Raw genomic sequence first — 16,666 nt, forward strand, 5'->3', positions numbered from 1 at the left:
TACACTGCGGCTGCACGGTTTTGTAGTTGCAGTTGCATTGCATTTCTGTTTCTGCCACTCTCCGGATTGAACGCCGCCTGAGCCAGCCAACTCTCGTTTTACGGAAAAAACCGCCATTTAGGCGGATATTATTTAGCTCGTTAATAATTAGCTCGTTCTTGTCTTCGAAAACACGCTTCCCGCCAACGCTAACGAAAAGGTCGGAATGCCGTGCGAAGCTCCTCGGAGAACAGCATCGGTACCTGCCACGCTGCGAAATGTCCTCCACTAGCGACACGGTTGTAATAAAACAGCTTCGGGTACGCATCTTTCGCCCAACTAAGCGGAGCCTGATAGAGCTCGTCGGGAAAGACGCTGATGGCGACCGGGATATTATTGACGCCTTTGACCGAGAAAAACGGGAGTTTGTTTTCCCAATAGAGACGTGCCGCAGAGATCGGCGTGTTCGTCAGCCAATAGAGTGTTACGTTATTGAGGAAATCATCCCTCGAAATGCCCCCGGGGTGTCCGAAGAAAGCACCCGAAATAAGATCCAGGCTTTTCACATCATGATCGACATTGAATGCTGCGAGACCCGCCGGCGAATCCGCTAACCCTGTCAGCGTTTGCGGACGCCTTCCCATAATTGCGGAGTAACCGACATGTTGATAAAAGAAATCCATCTGCATCCAGGCATTCTTCTGTTCTTGTGTGAATTCGGCGGGCATCTCTTCCCCATTAATGATCGCCGTCTCGTATGCGGGAGGTACCGTGCCGGGCATATTGCTGTGAATAGCGAACAACCCCGGAACCTGCTGAACCCCCATCATGTCCGAGACTAATGCGCCCCAATCCCCCCCTTGGGCCGCGTATTTCGTATAACCTAGCCGGTTCATGAGCACACCCCAGGCCCGCGCAATTCGTGGAACATCCCAACCGGGCTTGCTCGGCTTGCCGGAGAATCCGTAACCTGGCAATGAAGGAATTACAACATGGAACGCGTCCCAAGCCGAAGCCCCATACTCCGTCGGCCGAGTCAGCGGATCTATGACTTTCAGCAGTTCGACAATCGAGCCCGACCAACCGTGCGTCAGAATTATTGGGATCGCCCCCTCATGACTCGACCGAACGTGAATGAATTGAATATCCAAACCGTCAATTTCCGTCACGAATTGCGGAATGGCGTTCAGCCATGATTCGAATTTGCGCCAGTCGTATTCGGTTGACCAATAACGCACGATGGTTTGAATTGTCTCAAGTGGAACTCCTTGCACCTGACCCGTAGCTGTTTCCTTATCGGGCCATCTTGTCGCGGCAAGTCGCTGGCGCAGGTCCATAAGCGCTGACTCTTGAACGTATCCAGGTCTAAACGGTCGAATGGCGGTATTGTCTCTCATTGACAATCTCCTTTTGTTTCAAATGGTAGCCTTTCCCCGATTTATATGATGGTAAAACTCGAATTATTATTGATAATCAACGCGAATAGAATATCAAAAAACGCCACCCACATTGTGGTGACGTTTATAATCCTTCTATCCCTGTTTACCCTCGACAGCAATCAGTAGCACTGCGGCAGCGAGGCCCAAACGGCGATCCAGTTTGTTGTTGTGGTCTGCAGAGAAATCAAGGATTAGTTTTTGTACGATTGGGTTGAAATTCTGTTTGTACTCTGCGACTTTAGCCCCATTCATCTCCACAATGTAATGCTGAGGGATCAAGTTCGTCAGGAATCTTCGCAAAAGAGCAAGAAGCACGTTGTCTTCCTTAATCAATCCGATCTCCGACTCATTTGGGCTCAAAATCGCCCATTCATCCTTGAAGATCGACTTCACCCCTTTGCGTCTCAAAGAACCTATCTTGATCCCGGTTTCTACATCAACTACGTCAAAAATTGCGGAAAAATCAATGACGCTTCGAGCTTGAATGCTGATTAAACATTCTTGCATGGTTTCGTCATCGTATATTCGGATGTCTTCCTTCAACTTAAAGGCTTTCATCTTCGAGAACAGAATTGGCTTTTCATTCATATCAAAAATATCGATTTTAGCTCCAACTAGGCTAAGGATTTGTTTTCTAACCACGAATTTATGATGATTGAATTTCGGATTCAATGATTGGCCCCCTGCTCTCTCTAGACTCTCTACTGTATTAAATTTCGACAGAATTAGGGAGGATTCCTTTTTGCATCCGAATTCATTTTCATTTTAAGATTTTAAAATGACGACTCAGTGCAGCCACCAAAGGTGCTTTCGCAAAGCAAATTAGGATGAAGCAACGCCATCAAGCTTCTTTCGAAGAAGCAGCCTTAGACCCAGCAGAATTAGCGGCAACCCTACTGCGATAGGCAGCGCAATTTTTGGCCAAACGTGTTCCAAATAATCAATTGCGCGAAAATGATCCTCTACTATCCATGTCCCGAATACACCAAGAATGAGACAAACAGGCAGGATCATCGTTTTATTGCTCTTCAATCCCAGGATGCTGGCGAGGCTAACTGACGAACCATAGATACAGAACATGACTTCGAACAGAACCGAAACGGAATAAAGCGCAATCATAATCATTTCATATCTCTGTAAAAAATTACCGATATGCGCATTCCTCGCTAATTTCATGCAGGAGATTGTGTATTGACTCGTTACCTCCGCAGATAAGACCGCACCCTCAAGAATTGCCCAGATGATGACCAGCATGCCGCTCGCAAGAATGCTGATGACGCTAATGACACTTAGCTGTCCACCACGTGCTGCTGTACCGTTTACGTACGGGATGATTAGCGCGCCGAGCATGACGGCAAGCGCCCAATCCACATCAAAGTGCAGACTCGCGGCAGCTGTCTGGAGAAAGCCATGCTCGAGAAACGGCAGCAAATTTCGAATATCGAATTCATTGGTTGAGCCGAGAATAATCAGTGTGTTCAACAGAAAAATAAAAAGCAGACCGATCAGTGCAATACGCCCCATCACTTCGAGGCCGTAGTAGCAGCCGATCGCGCCAACGATCAACGAAGATACCGTAAAAAGCCAGACCGGCGCCTCAGGGAGAAAGTAGTCCTTCAAATGATACACGAAAGTAATCATGATCGGTCCGAATTCCCCCAAGAAGAAGACGAAGACCAATAACGCTATGATTTTGCCGAACCATTTGCCGAGCAGCAGCGCGCTGAGTTCAATATAATTCAGATGCGGAGTTCTGCGCAGAACGATGTAAGTCACAAACATCATGGCCGCGCCTTGGAGTGTTCCTAGCAGCGTTGCCACCCACATGTCTTGGCCGATGGCACGTGCCAGAACGCCTTGCGTTACACCGATCGCCTTGGCGAAGATCACGTTGACAACCATAGCAATGAACATACCGTTGGTAATCTGTAGTTTTCTCATTTAACCCCCTGCTCTGCTGCTTTCAGCACGGTTGACTTAATCGTTGTCTTGATCTCAACGGTTGTTTGCGCTTCGGAGAACGCAGCCCCCCAGTTGGAGCCGAGTTGCTTCCACTCCATCGGAAAGTTGTTGCGAAATACGTCTCCGAGTTTCAGAAAGTCGGAATGGTATTGCTGCTGTGCTTTGGTCAAGACGCTTTGAATTTCGGAATTCAGCTTAGCCTCAAGCGCTTCTTCGGTCTCTTCGCGTATATCCGTCATGGGAGCCCCGCAGTTGTTCTCCACTACATCTGCCTTGATCATTAGTCGAATATGGAAGCTAGGAAGCTTATCCGAATAGGATGGCTTTACTTTGAAGGCAATATCTTTAAATTCCATTGTCACAATCTTATTTTGATTATTTGGGCAAGGAATCACTTCAATACCGCTTTTCAGCTTTTGCAAGAAAAACATTAAGCCCTTGGTTTCCTTCGGTGAGAGCCATCCGACCATCTTGTCATTTACAAAAGCCGCTGCTCCCTCCAAATCAACTTGCTTAATCGAACCGTGCTGCTCTGGCCTCTTATTGGATATCCCCCTAGGTACGAGCCGTACTTGAGCAACGACTGGTTCCACGGATCGGCTCAAGTAGGCTTCTTCCAAATTCATCATATTACTGGCGGGAGCAAGTCCTACGATTTGCACGTTGCGGAACAGGCGGTCAACCGCCTCGCCGGGCACAACCTCCAAGCCTGTAATCGTCGAGATAACCTCACTCGGTGAATCTGGCGTTACTGTGACCCATGTATTCATGCGAAGTTCATGGTTGCGGGTGAAAAAATCAATCATATCTGCGATACCTCTGCGGGCATAGCTTTCGTGCATCACAATCAAGAAATTGTGCGCCCAATAGACGCGACGTGAAGTAAAGTGCCCCAGATTGCGAATGGCTTCGAAAATACTTTTGCCTTCGGCGCTGACGGAATAAATCGGCTCTCCCGTACCGCCAGAAGGCGCGCCCGTCTGCCCTCGAGCATCCGCTGGACGAATAATCTGCACGGATAGTTTGACGCTGCCGGGTTCTTTGCCAACGTCTAGACCGACTGCTGTGACGATCGCCAATTCGTTGATCTGCCGCAAACCGTAGCAAGATGTTGTAAGCAGCATAGGCAGGATCGCTAGGAGTAAGCAAACTAATCTTCTCATGTCTCTTGTTCCTCCGGCACATGCGGCTTCTGTTGATCGCTCATCCGCTGTGTATCTTGGGCGAATGCCGGCCGCTGATCAAGCATCCAAAGCGGAAATCGGAGCATCATATCCCGCTGATCCACTTCGCGGAAAGGACTGGCTGGCGACAAATACGATTCCCCGAAGGAACGGATTGAGAGTGCGTGAAGCAGAAGGATGAAGAACATGCCGGAGAATCCTAGCAGCCCCAGAGTTCCCGAAGCGATGAGCAAAGGAAAACGGAAAATGCGCAGCGCAAGCGATGAAGAATAACTGGGAATCGCAAAGGAGGAAATCCCGGTAATGGCGATAACGATGACCATGAAGGGCGAAACCAATCCTGCTTGCACCGCCGCTTGGCCAATAATAAGCGAGCCGACAATGCTCACGGCTTGCCCAATCGGCTTCGGCATGCGAAGCCCGGCTTCGCGCATGAGTTCGAAAGCAAGCTCCATCATGACGGCTTCCAGCAGTACGGGGAATGGCACCACCTCACGCCCGGAAGCAATCGTTAGCGCAAGCGCAGTCGGAATCATCTCATGATGGAAGGAAACAAGCATCACATAGATGGAAGGCAGCATCAAAGATATTAAGAAAGCCAGGTAACGCACAATGCGAAAAAAAGTACCTACCCAGTACCTGTTATAGTAATCATCCGGCGCTTGAATGAACTGCCAAAAAAATGTGGGCACAATTAAAACCACCGGCGTATTGTCTGTAAAGATGGCTACTCTCCCCTCTAACAAGGCAGAAGCAACTTTATCCGGCCGTTCCGAGCTCTGGATTGTATTAAATGGAGAGAACGGTGCGTCCTCAATCATTTCCTCGATATAGCCGCTTTCGAGAATCGCGTCGATCTTTATGTGAGAAAGCCTCCGCTTCACCTCATCAACAAGCCCCTCTTTGACCAAGTCCTGGATATAAGCGATGTTGATATCCGTCTTCGATCTTGTCCCGATGACCATCCCGTCCATCCGCAGCATCGGATCCTTAATCCTTCTGCGGACAAGCGCGGTATTTGTGCGAATGCTTTCCGTAAAGCCGTCGCGTGGACCGCGGACGTTGTTTTCCGAGGAAGGCTCTTCTACGCTGCGATCCTTCCATCCTTTCGAACTGACGAGCAGCGTTTGTTCCACGCCATCAATCAGGAAGAGTGTGTCGCCGGTCAGAATCCCTTCCACACCTAATGCCAATGTACCACAGGCACGGATTGATGCATTGAACATTAAGCTGCTGATGATTTCCTCCGCCGTGGCCAGTAGTTCTGGTTCCTCCACCAGTTCGTTGCCCGAGACGACGAGCGCTTTGAGCGCTGTGTCAATGACAGTCGCATCCGCCAGTCCCTCTAAATAGAAGCAGCACCCGGGAAATTCCGGATTACCGCAAAACATAAAATCACGTCGCTGCAGATCGACACTATGGCCTAACAATTCCTCAATAGCCGCGGTTTTGTCAGACCAAGTTAACTTTACGCGTTCTTGCTTCATTTCCTGCACGGATGTCACCCCCCGTCGCTGGCTACACTAATACAAAAATCCCCAATCATAGAGAGGAGCAGCTTGAATGGACTTTTATCATTCCCCCATCTATCTGTCTATCCTAAACACGGAGTGGTTTATGTGGATTGTTGTTGGCAGTGTGCTGGGCATCAACTTCTTCGCCCCTGTTATCGTTTGGTATCATCTAAAGGGAAAGCATTTCATTCAGAAATTCAAGGAATTGAAACGGCAATGAGATGGGGTTAATGCGCTCTAGCTTTATACTTGCCAGTGTGCTGCAGTTTAACTTTGACCTCCACTTTATCAAGGGAATCAGCATCCAAATTGAAGTCATTGCGCTGGTTGAGTTCATGCCATTTTTCCGGGTAGTTTCTGTAAAGCCGCTCGCCCAATTGCAGCACGTCAATTTTTTTGCTAAGCCCTATCTCATACGTTTTTCTGAGCTGATCTTCAATCACGTTCTCAGCAAGTTTCCGCATATCTTCTGGAGAAATATCCTCAACCATTTCATCTACATAGGCATTCACTTTTAATTTAATCGTATAGTACACCTTATCATTTCGAATTGAAGGCAAAATACGCGATTTCGGCTCAATGATTACAATTGCCGCGACAGGCTTCTTCGTATCCGGAATGTTGATCGGGGAACGCGATAGTTTTTCTTGTAGCCATCGAAAACCTTCCATCTCTTTTTCGGACATCCACCCTAGGGTTTGGCTGCCCTTTTGATAATACGCCCCATCGATTCTAAACATCGATCTGGGCTGTTTATCTTCGGTCCATTCTTCCTTGTCAAGAGCGATCGAAGGAAGCATGGCATATTGCCCTGGTTCATTTATCTCTGAAATAATCTTGAAACCGTAATGCGGCGTAATATACGAGCGCTGAGAATAGATTTGTGACGGATTGTCCAGTAAGGAATCTGTCGGAGATAGATTCAGAATTGACTTCTGCTGAAATAAATCGTTTAACGACTCTTTTGTTCCATACAACAGAACGTTATAACGGATTTCTCGATAACGGTTTATCATATCGTAAGCTTCTTTGACTCTTTTACCATTCTTTAAAAATCTTTCTGTGCACACTATTGACTTCACATGTCCCCAATAAACTCTTAGTTGGGAAGTCGCATAAATTGCGTTAAACGTCTCAGTGACCGTTTCCCCTTTCCCCTTCCCAATCCATATGGGGATATTTTTCCCTAGCTGTGATGAGTCTGTTTTGGACACATTGGCAAAATTGAGCACCTGTACATAGGTGATATATTTTCCATCTTCGTAATCCAATCCAATCGCTGTTACATAAGCCATGGTTTGAATATCTTTGGAATTCCAACAACCCGTTTGGAGAATTAGAAAGGTTAAGATGATTAGAAAAAGACCGATTTTCCTCATTCGGCATCTTTCCCTTTATGGTCTGAATCGATCGTATGCAGCTCTTGCGGACGAAATCGCATTTTTGCCCATGGAAACCTTAAAAAGCTCTTAAATAGGTCTTTGTAATTAGGCGGGGACAATGGGGATAAAAAAGGGATCCCGAACGATTTAATTCTGGACATGTGAATCACCAACAAAACCATACCCAATATGAGCCCATACATACCAATGACGGCTGAAGCTAGGAAAATAATCAACCGGATCACACTTACAACTGTGCCCAAGGTCTGATTAACAAGCGTAGCTCCCATAATTGCGGTAATCGCCCCAACCACCACCACCGAAGGCGAAACCAAACCTGCGCGTATGGAGGCATCACCAATGACTAACCCGCCGATGACCGTCAGAGTTTGTCCAATGGAGCTAGGCAATCGCACTCCGGCCTCTCGAAAAACCTCTAGGAGGAACAACAAAGTAAACATTTCCATCTGTGCAGATAAAGGTAAACCGCTTCTCGCTACCGATATGGTCGCCATGAGCCGAAATGGAATTTGATCTTGGTGAAATGCAGTAAGGGCCACCCAGAAACCAGGCAAGAGAATCGAAATCCAGAAACTTAAAAAACGGATCAAGCGAGCAAAAGTCACATATTGAAAACTGAAATGAATATCCTCCGGGGATTTCATAATCAACGAAAACGTCCCTGGTGCAATTAAAATCAAAGGGTTGCCGTCGACGATAAGAATAAACCGTCCGGATAACAAGCAGTTGACTGCATAATCAGGTCTGCCCGTGAAGTCCGTTATAGGAAATAGTGCAAATTTCTTATCGGTAAGTGCTTCCTCCACCTGGCTGATACTGTAAATGCCGTCGACATCGACATTATTTAAGCGTGAACGAACTTCCTCCAAGATATTAGGAGCTAGAATGTCCTTAATATACATAAGTCCGATCTTCGTTCTCGTTCTTCTTCCGAGTATGAACGTTTCACAACATAAGGAATTGCTCCGAATTCGTTTGCGGATCAAGGCAATATTCGTCGAAAACTCTTCCACAAATCCATCTTTCGGCCCTTTGATCGAAATCTCGATACTTGATTCATCAGGTGCCCGCTGAGGACGGTTGCAAATATTAAGCTTATACATTGCATCCGAACCTACAAAAACAAGGAGAAGGTCCCCTTGAAAGACGCAATCTGTCATTTCTTGCTCTGTTGCTTCTCCATCAAAGGAAATGAGCGGTAAAGAGCCAAGCACATATCCGTTTTGCAGATATTCGAAGCCATTTTCTTTATAAACATAATTCAATTCCGGCAGGACAATTTTCCCTATTTGAACGGCATCACATAAACCTTCGGCATAGATCATCATAATTGTGGATGACGGGTCATCCTCACCAAATAAGTAAGTCTGAATTTGAACGTCAGAACAGTTTGCGAACAATTGTCGAACCATCTGCTCTTTCGTTACATCGCCAGATTGCGTAACACTAACGCTCATGCTGCTCACTCCTTGGTGGGTTTGGCCATCCGTGCAATAACGGCTAAAACAATTGTTATGATTAGAGTGAAAATCAAAGTTGCAGGAAAATAAATTTTATACATCCATAAATAGAACGAATTTTGGTGTGTTACAATCATTGAAAATATAATGGTGCAGAGCGATATTGACAGAATGAACCAACGTCGCATTTCTCTCGTTTTAACTGGGATTAATTCCGATAATAAATAAAGAGAAAGACTAATTCGAATAGTTGCTCCGGCCAACCATTGGTACACAGACAAGAAATCGACGTGCTCGATATATGAACCGATTTTGACAAGGCGCCATTGCTCATACGGGGATACCATCTGCTTGGCAGCTTCTTGAGGTCCGAATTCCGTGATTGCCCCTACCAAAGGACCTAATGTAATGTATACGAGAATCACACCGAGCAACAGCATTTGCCAGACCCGCATCTTCGATTTAAACCGGTGTTGGAACAATAGCAGCAGCATAATCTCCACTAATGCTCCTGCTGTATAAACCATACCGTTCAAAGCCGGCTGCCAACCATGTTCAAGAAAAGGCTTGAGAAGCGCGTAATCTTTCTCCGGCATATTGGCTATGGAAACGAAGTATCCGAGGCAGACGACCGTAGGAAGTAAGATACCGGCAACTATTGTTATCGTGCGAATGCCATTATAGGCCGAGTAATAACAAACCAAAACTAACGTAATGATTAAAATATATTGAGGAGTTGCAGGCAAATAGTTGGTGACGGTCCATACCTCCGTCTGGATAACCGTCATGCCTCCAATCAAGAACAATTCCACGCAAATCGGAGCTATAATGAACCAAGCTATAAGAGGGCTTGTTTGCTTTGCCAACCATGTCCGCAGCTCTTGTTGACCTGATTTTCTCATTATATAAACAAGAAGTGCGCACCACGGCAGGTAAAGAACAGCCGTCATTAGAACAGAAATCCAAGCATCTCTACCTGATGTATCCAAAACCATCGGATTAACAATTACATGACTAGTCAAACCATTGAACAGCATCATGACCATAATGATGGATATAATCCCAATTTTTCCTTGTGTTCCGTCCATATTATTTTCCTCACATGCAGCTATGAATGGTCAGTTATGACGAATAGAATCTTTTGTAATTTATCCCATTGTTACATTTATTATGCACTTATATTTCTCGTTCACTTCCTAATTCCGATCTCCGTTAGATCTACTCTCACATTCAATTTAACGTTCATCGTTTGATATTCTTCTTTCCACGCCTCTTCGTTCCACTTTCGCGTTTTGCTTCTCACGAAATCACCTAAACCGAGCGGATCAATCTCTTCTTTTTTAAATAATTGTAGGAGTTCCAATCCGGTTGTAGTTATATCCTTTTCGAAACTCTCTGTTATTCTCTGCTGCTCTTGTTGCGTTAACGCAATCCCTTTTGAGTCGATAACTTCCGCGTTTAACCTCAGATTTATTGTCACTTTCGGACTTTTCGATTCTTTACCAACGCGATAGTTCACTTTTGAACCGATATTCTTGATTGCCATGTACGGTCCATTTTCCAGCTTAGTTTCAAGTGTGCCATCTCTTACATTTCCGAGTAGAAGCTTCATAATGCGCATTTGCTTTTCGCTCAGTGACAGGACGTATTTGTCATCCTTAAATAGAGCCAAACCGGAAATCTGTACTTGACCGTTCGGCTGCAAAGTAAGAAGAGGAAAAAAAGGATCCAATCCTTTGCCCAAATAAGCGTACTCAAAATCGTGAAGGTTCTGCCTTGGAACAAGTCCAGTGCGAACATTCGTGTCGAGTAAATTATACAAATACATCCCTTTTTCTTCATTCGAGCTGAAATTTGCTTGCAACATTTCCTTTCCTTTGCCATCAACAATGACCACATACATCCTTCGTGAAGCTATAGCGTCCCGCAAGACCACATCTAATTTATCCGCCAACCCTCTTTCCGCCAATTCTTTTCCGATTAAGAGGACTGATATTTTTCCGGGTTTAATAGGACGGTTTAATTGCAAATCCATTATTTCCAAAATGTTCTTGCTTGTATGTCCGACCTTTGAGTACAAAACATTAGAAACAGTCCGGGATTTATCGGCTTGAAACTTTGTTGCCGCTATCGTAAATTCAATTTGATCATCGGGTGCTTCATCGAAAGCGCCGGTGAATGAAATCGTGATTTTGTCAATAACATCTTGCTTTACGCATCCAGTTAACAGCAAACTCGCGATGAGCACTACGAAGTAAAAGAAACGAATCATACGGTTCTTCTCACTTTCATTCTGATAACGTCAACTAAAAATACAAATGGAATATACGCATAGATAAGGTAAAATCCAATATCGTATAGCATTTTTTGAACGACTTCAATATGAGAATGATCTGGAATGAAGCATACCGCCGCAAAAACGAGAATTAATAAGATCGGCAATGCACTTCTTTGTTTCACAGTAAACATGAGTTTACACACTCGGCTTGCAGCCCAGAAACAGAAGCACAAAATAGGAACTACCCACAATAGCTGTGCAGCAGCGCCAATATAGTCAAATCGCTCAATAAAAGGGAATTGTATAAATTTATATTTGGTTAATTGCGACCATATTTCTACGGATAATTGTTCTGGTTTAAACAATAACAAGGAAAAGAGAATAATGAGTAGGTAAGATACTGTGGTGATGAAATTCGCGAAATGCGCCCATTTTTGAGATTTTTGAGGAGTTTTGATGAATGTGTAGCAAAAAAAGAGCATTTCCACGCCTAAAAAGGGAAATGTCATCTCCTTGCCTGCTTTGACGATTTCGCTTAACGAATGATCGAAAAGAGGAGTTAAATTGTTGAAATGAAAATAATCCGCAGGAAAAAACATGGCTAAGATGGTTACAATTCGCAATAAGCTAAACATACAAATACCTACAATAACTCGAAAACCCCCTGCGACAATGTAATAGACAAGCAGGAGCAAAACGAATGCTAATGACCATGTTTCAAGATCTTTAAATAGCCATACTTGTATGATTTCTATAAAAAAACGCAGCTGAAAACTGGCAATGAGCAAGAAGTAAATGATAAAGATAAAATTAAGACCCCCACCCGCCAATTTCCCGAAAAATCGTTGATGGATTTGAATGAGATCCGTCTCATTTCGGTTAAGAATTCGATACATCATCCAAATAATGACGTGGAAACTGAGTCCACAGAGGATAACAGAAATCCATGTATCTTGACCAGCCAATTGAATCGGAATATTCGACATGGACAGATATTCGGGTCCGAACTGCATGCTATGTATCAAAACGAAAACCAGATAAGGTGATATTGTAAATCGTGGATGTTCATTTGATTTCATCGTTATGTCACTCCCAGAGCTGTTTCAATCATCGATGTCTCGTTTTGCGTTGGCATTTTTCTTATCAAATCTGGTGGGATTGAGTGTTCGGAGAAAACTTAATCGATGGTGAAATTTGGAATATGGCGGACGAATGACGGTATCATATAAATCGGAAGTGCGGAATGGATAAAATGGAACCAAGTACGGCATCCCGAGTGATGTTAACCGCAACAGATGTGCAACCAAGGCAATCGTGCAAATAAAAATACCTAATAACCCCCATATTTGTGCAGCGATAATAAAGGGAAACCGAAGAATTCGTATGGTAGCGCTCATGCGAAAAATAGGTGTTGTGAACGAGGCCAAGGCCGATAGCGCCACGATAATCAATAAGAAATTGCTTGTAAGCGCAGCTTCAACTGCCGCCGTACCAAGAACAATACCTCCAACGATGCCAATGGTCTGTCCGATTTTCGTAGGCAATCTGGCGCCAGCTTCCCTTAATAATTCAATAACAAGTTCCATAATGATGACTTCTACGATCGGTGGAAAAGGTACATTGATCCTCGAAGAAACTATTGTGGGCAAAAACACATTGGAAATGCTTTGTCCGTGATAAGTCATTACGGCAACATAAAAGGAGGAGGCAAAGACGGAAAACAACACTGAGCACATGCGAATCAGCCGTAATAAAGAAGCAATAATCCATGGCAAATAATAATCTTCATAAGTAATGAAAAATTGCCACAGATTGACCGGCGCAAAAAACGCACTCGGGGATCCATCCTTCATTGCGCATATTTGCCCAGATGATAAGGCCCACGCAACGTAGTCAGGTCTTTCTGTCCCGATCGACTGGGGAAAGATGGAGTTGGAATTATCTTCGATCATTTGTTGAAGCAAAGAGCTATCTGTAATTTGATCAAATTGCACATCCTCAATGCGCTGAGTAAATGTCTGTACATATTGTTTGTTCGTTAGTCCTTCCAGGTAACAAATCGCTACTCTTGACTTCCCTAAACTCCCTACCGTGTACTCCTTTATACGTAAATCAGGACTGGGAACCCGCTTGCGAATCAAGTTCAAATTGATGTCCAATGATTCAACAAAAGCTTCTTTCGGCCCTTCCACGGTGAATTCAACTTCAGGATTGGTTACATTACGACCATTGGATGAAGCTGCGTTGACCAAAATGCATAGTATGCTTTGATGGCCATATTGAATAGCAACATATCCTTGATAAATCTTGTTTTGGATGAAATCCCAATCAGAGGAAAATTCTTTTTCCGCTACGGGGAACTTAGGATATAAATCCTCCAAGGAGGATATATCTGGACTGTTGCTTAAGCATTCTAGGATATGCTGCTGTAAGACCTGCGATTCAATGAGTGATTTGAAATAACCGATGTACAAAGGAGCTGTGTTCATGTGATGTTCGTAGCATACGAAATCCGCTGATTGACTTAGCTCCTTCCATAATGGAGGGACTGATTTCAACTGTAATCACTCATTTCGCCATATAATTTCTCACTTCATTGTGTCTCATCAAGTGGAAAATTATACAAAATCAATGCAAGCGAATCGACTCCGCTATGACGGCGCTAATCCGTTCTATCCCTCTTTCAATTTCATCTTCGTTCACGTTCGTAGCATTTAGCTTCACTATATTTTTCCTCTCGAAATTCTGTAAATAATTCCTGTCCATAGACTCAAGCAGAATCGAGTTTCTCTTTAATTTAGCGATAAGCTTCTCAGTAGGAATTGTTTGATGCAACAAGATATGTGTATGTATAAATGGATATTTAGAGTGTTCGTAAGTGAAGGCACCTCCACTGCGGTCTGCTTCCTTCGAAAGTGCCGCATCGAGCCGCTTCGCCCTTGCTGTATATCTGCTCCGGATTTTGGCAAGATGGCGATCGAACATTCCGCTGCGCAAATAGATTTCAAGAGCGGCTTGCGACAACATGGAGCTGTCGATATCATCTTGTTTCTTGTACAGCCTGAACGTTTCAGCAAGCTGAACAGGAATAACCGCAATGCCGATGCGCAAACCGGGGAAAATGATTTTGGAATAACTTTTCAAATAAATGACATGTGATGAATCGTCCTGCGTAAAAATGGGATCAGCCTTGCTGTCCTGTTCGAAGTCGGCGAGGTAGTCATCCTCAACGATGTAGACATCATATTTGGCAGCAAGCTTAGCAAGCCGTTTCTTCTCTTTGCTCGTATAGGAACAGCCCAAAGGGTTGTGAAACCGCGGCATGGTATAAAAAAACTTGATGTCCTCGGTTTGGAAAATCTTTTCCAGTCTATCAAAATCTATTCCTGAAAAGCTGCGCTCTATCCCGATAACCGGCATGCGACGCGTCTCCAAATACTCGATAAACAGATGATAACTAGGCTGTTCAATCAGCACCTTCTGCTTTCCGTTAGGGAATGGCATAGCGGCAAGGAGTGATAACGCCTGCTGAACCCCGGATACGACAAAGATGTTCCGCTCGTCCGTAAACACCTGATAGCGCATTAATTGCTTACGCACGATTTCGATCAGGGATGACATCCCTTTCGCAGTGCCATATACAAATAAATCCTTCTGGTAGGTGTCAATCGCTTTATTGATGCAATGCTGAAAATCCAAATAAGGAAATACATTTGGATCAGGAGCAGCAGCTGAAAAGTTCAAAATTGGAGACGCTTCGTCCTGCGCGGCATTCACCCCTTTGACCACGTAATAGCCGCTCTTAGGCATCGCATAGATGAGATGACGCATTTCCAACTCATTCAGTGCCTTAATGATCGTACTTTTGCTGCAAGTATACTGCTCCGAAAGCGTGCGAATAGAAGGAAGTTTCTGTCCATCCTTATATGGTTCCTTCCGTATCAGTTCCTCCAGCTCATTCATTAACTTCATATACATGTACATCGGACAAGCTCCTTAGTTGGAATCTGTAACGGTACAGATTGCTGTTTTCTATATTGTAGCATGTAGTGAGGGTGAGATACGATAGGCATATCAAGTACAGATACTAGGAGGAACTCATGACAGCCGCACATATCGATACCAAACCAAAACGCTTTGCCTACTCAGCCATCGTAATTTATTCCACCATTGTTGGACTCTCATTTCTGTTTGGAAAATTAGCTTTAACAGTTGCTTCTCCACTGGATAGCCTTGCTCACCGATTTACGATCTCCCTTGTCGCCGCCACCATTCCTGTTCTATTAAGATGGGTGAAGCTGCAGATACAACCGCGGGATGTTCGGGCTATTCTTCCACTTGCGGTCTTATATCCGTCGCTGTTCTTTGCTTTTCAAGCGTTTGGCTTACAGTTCACCACTTCTGCTGAAGCAGGCATTATCCATGCAACCGTGCCGATCTTCACGATGATTGCAGCAGCACATTTCCTGAAGGAACGTGCAACTAGGTTGCAACAGTTTTCTACGTTACTCTCTGTTGCAGGGGTTATATTGATCTTTGTCATGAAAGGCACGACAATTGATCTAACGAATATGAAAGGTACACTGCTCATTCTTTTGTCAGCTCTTTCTTTAGCGGGTTACAGTGTGCTTGCAAGAAAGCTAACTTTACGATTGAATGTGTTTGCCATGACCTATGTGATGACCATCATCGGTTTCCTTGTTTTCAACCTCATGGCGGTTAGTCAGCATTTGGCATCAGGAACGCTATCCCTTTATTTTGAGCCAATTGGCAGTCCGGTGTTCTTAATGTCTATTCTTTATTTGGGCGTCCTCTCTTCGCTCGGTTCCAGCTTGCTCAGCAATTTCGCCTTATCCAAATTGGAGGCATCGAAGGTAAGTGTGTTTAATCATCTTGCTACTTTGGTTTCAATTGTTGGGGGCTTCGTCTTATTAAATGAACAGCTTGCTTACTATCACATCATCGGTGCAATTGTTATTATTGTGGGTGTGCTTGGTGCGAATGTAAAAACATGGCGAGGCAGACGAGTAGGCTCCTCCAAGTCCTCGCGCACTAGTGATTCCCGTTAGATTCTAGTTAACCAGTCCGTGAACCAAAAAAAGACACCTTCGCGGTGTCTTTTTAAAATTAAATTATTCCTGTTCATTTTCACCTTTGAACTCATAATAAATCCTTGTCGCCTCATAGGGAGGCATTGTATAAATCTTATTTAGCTGAACTAGAGTCTCAGCAATCTTCTCACGCTCTACCCCTGCTCGTTTCATTGCCTCGATGAAATAACCAGCCTCCGCTTGGTCACTCCTTACATCATCAATAAGCGGGCCCACATCATCCTCATCATCATCGAACAGAATAGGAAGCACGATTCGTTCATTTTTACGTTCATGTTCAGCCAATGTGAGACCTCCTATATGTTGAAACCTTATTCTGTTAGTTAGAATTCGTCA

General features: G+C 44.5%; 15 protein-coding genes. 2 read left to right on the forward strand and 13 right to left on the reverse strand.

The genetic code is table 11. The features are described from left to right. Positions 1-188 precede the first annotated feature (188 nt). The 5 genes from GON05_RS35395 to GON05_RS35415 form a co-directional block, all read right to left on the reverse strand. Positions 189-1,376, reverse strand: coding sequence for an epoxide hydrolase family protein (locus tag GON05_RS35395; protein WP_157326191.1), 1,188 nt, complete (start codon positions 1,374-1,376; stop codon positions 189-191). A 135-nt stretch (positions 1,377-1,511) separates the two neighbouring features. Further along, a complete protein-coding gene (locus GON05_RS35400) occupies positions 1,512-2,090 on the reverse strand; it encodes an LURP-one-related family protein (RefSeq protein ID WP_157326192.1) in 579 nt (192 codons plus the stop codon). Positions 2,091-2,240: 150 nt separating this feature from the next. Beyond that, entirely contained in the window at positions 2,241-3,359 is a 1,119-nt protein-coding gene (locus tag GON05_RS35405) for a GerAB/ArcD/ProY family transporter (protein ID WP_157326193.1), read from the reverse strand. Continuing rightward, positions 3,356-4,543 (reverse strand): Ger(x)C family spore germination protein, encoded by a 1,188-nt coding sequence (locus GON05_RS35410; RefSeq protein ID WP_157326194.1) that lies wholly within the window; start codon positions 4,541-4,543, stop codon positions 3,356-3,358. The genes GON05_RS35405 and GON05_RS35410 overlap by 4 nt, the downstream gene beginning before the upstream one ends. Then, positions 4,540-6,051, reverse strand: coding sequence for a spore germination protein (locus GON05_RS35415; RefSeq protein ID WP_157326661.1), 1,512 nt, complete (start codon positions 6,049-6,051; stop codon positions 4,540-4,542). Before GON05_RS35415 ends, GON05_RS35410 begins: the two co-directional genes overlap by 4 nt. 76 nt (positions 6,052-6,127) lie before the next feature. On the opposite strand from GON05_RS35415, the gene GON05_RS38945 reads away from it, so the two are divergent. Further along, positions 6,128-6,298 (forward strand): hypothetical protein, encoded by a 171-nt coding sequence (locus tag GON05_RS38945; RefSeq protein ID WP_181646452.1) that lies wholly within the window; start codon positions 6,128-6,130, stop codon positions 6,296-6,298. Between the two features lie 7 nt (positions 6,299-6,305). Here the strand turns inward: GON05_RS38945 and GON05_RS35420 are convergent, their stop codons facing one another. From GON05_RS35420 to GON05_RS35450, 7 genes are all read right to left on the reverse strand, one after another. Beyond that, a complete protein-coding gene (locus GON05_RS35420) occupies positions 6,306-7,457 on the reverse strand; it encodes a Ger(x)C family spore germination protein (RefSeq protein ID WP_157326195.1) in 1,152 nt (383 codons plus the stop codon). Then, positions 7,454-8,938: a spore germination protein gene (locus GON05_RS35425; protein WP_157326196.1), complete on the reverse strand. Its 1,485-nt coding sequence runs from the start codon at positions 8,936-8,938 to the stop codon at positions 7,454-7,456. Before GON05_RS35425 ends, GON05_RS35420 begins: the two co-directional genes overlap by 4 nt. A 5-nt stretch (positions 8,939-8,943) precedes the next feature. Next, the gene (locus tag GON05_RS35430; RefSeq protein WP_157326197.1) at positions 8,944-10,029 is read right to left on the reverse strand and encodes a GerAB/ArcD/ProY family transporter; all 1,086 of its coding nucleotides are present in this window, start codon (positions 10,027-10,029) and stop codon (positions 8,944-8,946) included. A 101-nt stretch (positions 10,030-10,130) separates the two neighbouring features. After that, positions 10,131-11,213: a Ger(x)C family spore germination protein gene (locus tag GON05_RS35435; RefSeq protein ID WP_157326198.1), complete on the reverse strand. Its 1,083-nt coding sequence runs from the start codon at positions 11,211-11,213 to the stop codon at positions 10,131-10,133. Beyond that, entirely contained in the window at positions 11,210-12,298 is a 1,089-nt protein-coding gene (locus GON05_RS35440) for a GerAB/ArcD/ProY family transporter (RefSeq protein WP_157326199.1), read from the reverse strand. Before GON05_RS35440 ends, GON05_RS35435 begins: the two co-directional genes overlap by 4 nt. Before the next feature lie 24 nt (positions 12,299-12,322). After that, on the reverse strand, positions 12,323-13,777 hold the full coding sequence (locus GON05_RS35445) for a spore germination protein (protein WP_258567609.1): 1,455 nt from the start codon (positions 13,775-13,777) through the stop codon (positions 12,323-12,325). Positions 13,778-13,847: 70 nt separating this feature from the next. Next, on the reverse strand, positions 13,848-15,203 hold the full coding sequence (locus GON05_RS35450; protein ID WP_157326201.1) for an aminotransferase-like domain-containing protein: 1,356 nt from the start codon (positions 15,201-15,203) through the stop codon (positions 13,848-13,850). Positions 15,204-15,319: 116 nt separating this feature from the next. Between GON05_RS35450 and GON05_RS35455 the strand changes: the two genes are divergently transcribed. After that, complete coding sequence (locus GON05_RS35455) at positions 15,320-16,288, forward strand: DMT family transporter (RefSeq protein ID WP_157326202.1); 969 nt, start codon at positions 15,320-15,322, stop codon at positions 16,286-16,288. A 63-nt stretch (positions 16,289-16,351) separates the two neighbouring features. Here GON05_RS35455 and GON05_RS35460 read toward each other — a convergent pair whose 3' ends face one another. Next, a complete protein-coding gene (locus GON05_RS35460; protein WP_157326203.1) occupies positions 16,352-16,615 on the reverse strand; it encodes a hypothetical protein in 264 nt (87 codons plus the stop codon). Positions 16,616-16,666: the final 51 nt, after the last annotated feature.

Source organism: Paenibacillus anseongensis (assembly GCF_009757995.1).
Classification (GTDB): domain Bacteria; phylum Bacillota; class Bacilli; order Paenibacillales; family NBRC-103111; genus Paenibacillus_E; species Paenibacillus_E chondroitinus.